Raw genomic sequence first — 4134 nt, 5'->3', positions numbered from 1 at the left:
ACGCGGGTCAGCGCCTGCGTGCCGGTCAGGAACACGCGCCCCTCGGGCAGGGTGTAGCGATCGGCAAGGTGATAATCGGTCAGGCGAAGCTGGGGGACGGTCATCGCGGCCTCCTCTGGCGGGTTGCGCGAGTTTACCAGAGCGGCGTGGAAACAGGTTTCCGATTTGGCTCGCGTTCTCGGTGTTGCGGCACTTGATTTCTGAATGACGAGCGAAAGCGGAATGAATTTTTACAAGCCGCGGCGTTACGCGGCTGGGCGCGCCGCGGTGCCGCGGCCGCCCGGGTCGAGCGGCATCCGGCATGCCGGCGCGTCCGCGGTGACGGCTCGCCGTGCCGGACGCGCCGGGGTTCAGTGCAGAAGCGTCGGAAGCCAGGTCGCGAGGCCCGGCTGCCAGACGATCGCGGCAAGCACGAGGAGCTTGATCGCGACGAACGGCAGCACGGCGGCGTAGATGTCCTTCATCCCGATCTCGGGCGGCGCGACGCCGCGCATGACGAAGAGCAGAAGGCCGAAGGGCGGGGTCAACAGCCCGATTTCCATCGTCAGCAGGTAGATCACGCCGAGGATCAGCGGATCGATGCCCGCGGCCTGGCTCAGCGGCACGAAGATCGGGACGGTCACCATCAGCATGCTCACCTGATCGACGAAACAGCCGAGCAGCAGCAGCAGCAGGATCATGCCCAGCAGGACCTGCAGGGGGGTGAGCTCGTAGCCCTCGATCAGCCCGATCAGCCCGCCGGTCGCGCCCGAAAAGCTCAGGACCTGCGCGAAGGTCTGCGAGAGCGCGATGATGAAGAGGATCATCACCGAGAGCTTCGTGGTCTCCATCAGCGCGCGCCCGATCCCGGCAAGGGTGAGCGCGCGATAGGCCGCGCCCGCGCCGAGCGCGGCGACGGACCCGAGCGCGGCGCTTTCGGTCGGCGTGGCGAGGCCGAGAAGCAGGCTGCCGATGACCACGGCGAAGAGAGCCGAAAGCGGCACCACATAGATCACGAAGGGGCGCCAGCGGTCGGCGAGGCCCATTTCGGGAAGCTGTTCGGTCGGGGCGACCGAGGGCGTGACGAGGGCGCGCAGCACGATCCACGCCACGAAGGCGGCCGAGAGCAGCACCGCCGGGATCACGCCGGCCACCAGCAGCCCGGCGATGGAGATCCCCGCGAGGCTGCCCACGAGCACGGCGAGCGCGGAGGGCGGGATCAGCATGGCGATCGCGCCCGAGGCCATGATCGGCCCCATCGCCATTCCGGGGGAGTAGCCCTTCTTGAGCATGTTGGGCAGAAGGGTCGAGCCCAGCATCGCCGTGTTGGCGATGGTCGAGCCCGAGAGCGCGGCGAAGATCGTGCCGCCGAAGACGGTGACGACGGAAAGGCGGCCGGGAATCCGGGTCACGACGCGTTCGATCGCGTCGATGGCGCGGTGCGCGATGCCCGTCTGGAAGAGGATCTCGCCCATCAGGATGAAGAGCGGGATCGGCGCGAGCTGAAAGCTCGAGAGGCTGTCGGCCGCGTTGCGGGCGAGCTGCATCGCGCCGCGCTCGCCGCCGAGCACCTCCCAGGCGCCGATCAGCGTGACCGTCAGGAAGGCGAAGGCGACGGGAAGCCCCATCAGCAGGAGCGCCGCGAGCCCGCCCATCATGAGCGTCAGGAAAAGGGGCCAGTCCATCAGAGGCCACCCGTCCGCGCGCCGGCCGGAGGATCGGCTGCCTGCCTGAGAAACTCGATGCAGATAAGCGCGAAGCCCAGGGGCGCCGCCGAGAGCGCCCACCATTCCGGCACGACGAGGGCGGTCCGGATCATCGATCCGCGCGCGGCCGAGGTCATGGCCGCCTCGACGGCGTACCAGAGAAAGACCGCCGAGACGCCGAAGCCGACAAGCGCGGTGACCCGGGCCAGCGGCCGCGCGACCGCGGTGGGCAGCGCCGCGGTGACAAGGTCCACGGCCACATGGGCGGACTGCGCCAGCACCCACGGCGCGGCGAGGAACGTCGCGGCCAGAAGGCCGTATTCCACGACGTCGAGCAGGCCGAAGATCGTGGTCCCGGCAGTGTTGCGCAGGATCACGTTCAGCGTGATCGCAACGGCCGTCGCGCCGAAGATCGCCGCGGCCAGCACGGCGAACGCGCGCAGGAGCGCGTCGAAACTCTTGGAAAGGCGTGTCATCATGGCTCCGCAAGGACGGGGCGCGGCCATGCCGCGCCCCGGGGTCTCATTCTACGAGGCAGGACTTCAGCTCGGCCGCGGTGTCCGCGTCGATGTCCTCGATCGCGGCCCATCCCGCGCTCTGCGCGACCGCGCGCCATTCCTCGGCCGTCTCGCCCGTGAACGTGATCGTTTCGATGCCGGCTTCGGCCTGCTGCGCGACCTCGGAGTCGTTGATGTCGAGGTTCTCGGCGTTCCTTGCCTCGATCCAGGCGCCGGCCTCTTCGAGCACCGTCTTCGCCTCGTCGGAAAGACTGTTCCACCTGTCGAGGTTGACGAGGAAATTCACGTCCACCTGGTAGAAGCCCGGATCGACGCGATACGCCGTCTGTTCGTCCCACCCGAGGTCGAGCACCCCCTGAATGGGCCAGCCGTAGCCGTCGATCGCGCCGCGCTCGAGCGCGGTGTAGACCTCGCCCGGGGCGGTGCGCACGGCCGTGGCGCCCAGTGTCTCGAACATCGCGCGATAGACCGGCGTGGTGCGCAGCGTCAGGCCCGACAGGTCGAGGCCTTCGACCGGCTCGGTGGTATAGAGGTGATACTGGATGTGGTCGCCGGTCCGGGCGAGATACTTGACGTTCATCTGCTCCTGATGGAGCCCGTCGACAAGCTCGTAGCAGCCGTTCGCACGCTGGTCCTGGATGGTATTGGTGGCCAGGTGCAGCGCGTCGCCGATGGGCATCAGGTTCGTGTAGAAGGCCGTCGTGTTGTTGGCGATGTCGACCACGCCGGCCGAGACCGCGTTGCCGAGCTCGAAGGTCGGCACCGCCTCGGGCCCGCCGACGTACTCGATCTGCACGACACCCGCGCCGGTCTCGTTCACGCGCTCGACGAAGGCCTCGAAGGGGCGCGAGAAGGTGGTGCCAGTGGAGAAGGCGGTGACGCCGCGCAGCGTTTCCTCGGCGGCGACGGCGGCCGGCGCGGCGAGCGCCAGCATCGCGGCCGTGGTGGCGATAGGTCTGATAGGTCTCATGTCTTACCTCCTGTCGGTTTTCTGGTGGCTGTCGGTCAGTGCGCCGGCCGGGACGGGCGATCGTGGAGCCAGCTGGCGTCGATCTCCGGCAATGGGATCGCGGACTTGAGTTCCGCGGTGTAGGGATGGCGCGGGGCCTCGAAGACCTCGGCCGTCGCACCCGCTTCCACGATCTCGCCCGCCTTCATCACGATCACCTGCTGGCAGAGGCGGCGGATCACGGAAAGATCGTGGCTGATGAAGGCCATGGTCAGGTTCATGTCGGCAACGAGTTCTTCGAGCAGCGCGATGATCTGCGCCTGCGTCGAGACGTCGAGACCCGAGACAATCTCGTCGGCGAGGATGAAGCGCGGAGAGAGCGCCACGGCCCGCGCGATGCCGATGCGCTGTCGCTGCCCGCCCGACAGCTGGTGCGGGTAGCGGTCGGCGAAGCGCCGGCCCAGGTGCACGCGGTCGAGCGCATCGAGCGCGCGGGCCTCCGCGTTCCCGACGCCGTTCACGCGCAGCGGCCCGGCGATGATCTCGCGGATGCGGTGGCGGGGGTTCAGGCTCGACATCGGGTCCTGAAAGATCATCTGCAGGTCGCGCCGGAGCGGGCGCAGCGCCTGCGGTCCCAGATGCGCGATGTCGGTGCCGTCGAAGCGGACGGTCCCGCCCGTGGGCTCCAGCAGCCGGATCAGGCAGCGCCCCAGCGTGGACTTGCCCGAGCCGGATTCGCCCACGATCCCCGTCACCGCGCCCTCGGGCAGGTCGAGGTCGAGGCCCTTCAGGATGTGCACGCGCGGCGCCGGTCCGAAGAGGGGTTTCGCGTTCAGGTCGGGCAGAGAGAGGTGCAGGCCGCGCACCTCGAAGAGCGATGTCATTGGCGCGCCTCCCATGCGGCGTCGGCGGCCTCGATCTCGTGCGCGAGGCCGTCGAGCACCGCCTGCGGCACGGGCAGCAGCGACTCCTCGGGCCGGTC

The 4134-nt window shown here is 68.9% G+C and carries 4 protein-coding genes; all 4 read right to left on the bottom strand.

Annotated elements, in window-relative coordinates; all coding sequences use genetic code 11:
* Positions 1–350 precede the first annotated feature (350 nt).
* From ACESL7_RS13690 to ACESL7_RS13675, 4 genes are read right to left on the bottom strand one after another with little or no spacing between them, the layout of a single operon-like run.
* Positions 351–1664: a TRAP transporter large permease gene (locus ACESL7_RS13690; RefSeq protein ID WP_372893868.1), complete on the bottom strand. Its 1314-nt coding sequence runs from the start codon at positions 1662–1664 to the stop codon at positions 351–353.
* On the bottom strand, positions 1664–2161 hold the full coding sequence (locus ACESL7_RS13685; protein ID WP_372893867.1) for a TRAP transporter small permease: 498 nt from the start codon (positions 2159–2161) through the stop codon (positions 1664–1666). The genes ACESL7_RS13690 and ACESL7_RS13685 overlap by 1 nt, the downstream gene beginning before the upstream one ends.
* A gap of 46 nt (positions 2162–2207) precedes the next feature.
* The gene (dctP, locus tag ACESL7_RS13680) at positions 2208–3173 is read right to left on the bottom strand and encodes a TRAP transporter substrate-binding protein DctP (RefSeq protein ID WP_372893866.1); all 966 of its coding nucleotides are present in this window, start codon (positions 3171–3173) and stop codon (positions 2208–2210) included.
* A 35-nt stretch (positions 3174–3208) separates the two neighbouring features.
* Entirely contained in the window at positions 3209–4036 is an 828-nt protein-coding gene (locus tag ACESL7_RS13675) for an ATP-binding cassette domain-containing protein (RefSeq protein WP_372893865.1), read from the bottom strand.
* Between the last annotated feature and the right edge of the window lie 98 nt (positions 4037–4134).

Source organism: Rhodosalinus sp. (assembly GCF_041685465.1).
Taxonomy (GTDB): Bacteria; Pseudomonadota; Alphaproteobacteria; order Rhodobacterales; family Rhodobacteraceae; genus Rhodosalinus.
This window is presented reverse-complemented; position numbering and strand designations above follow the sequence as displayed.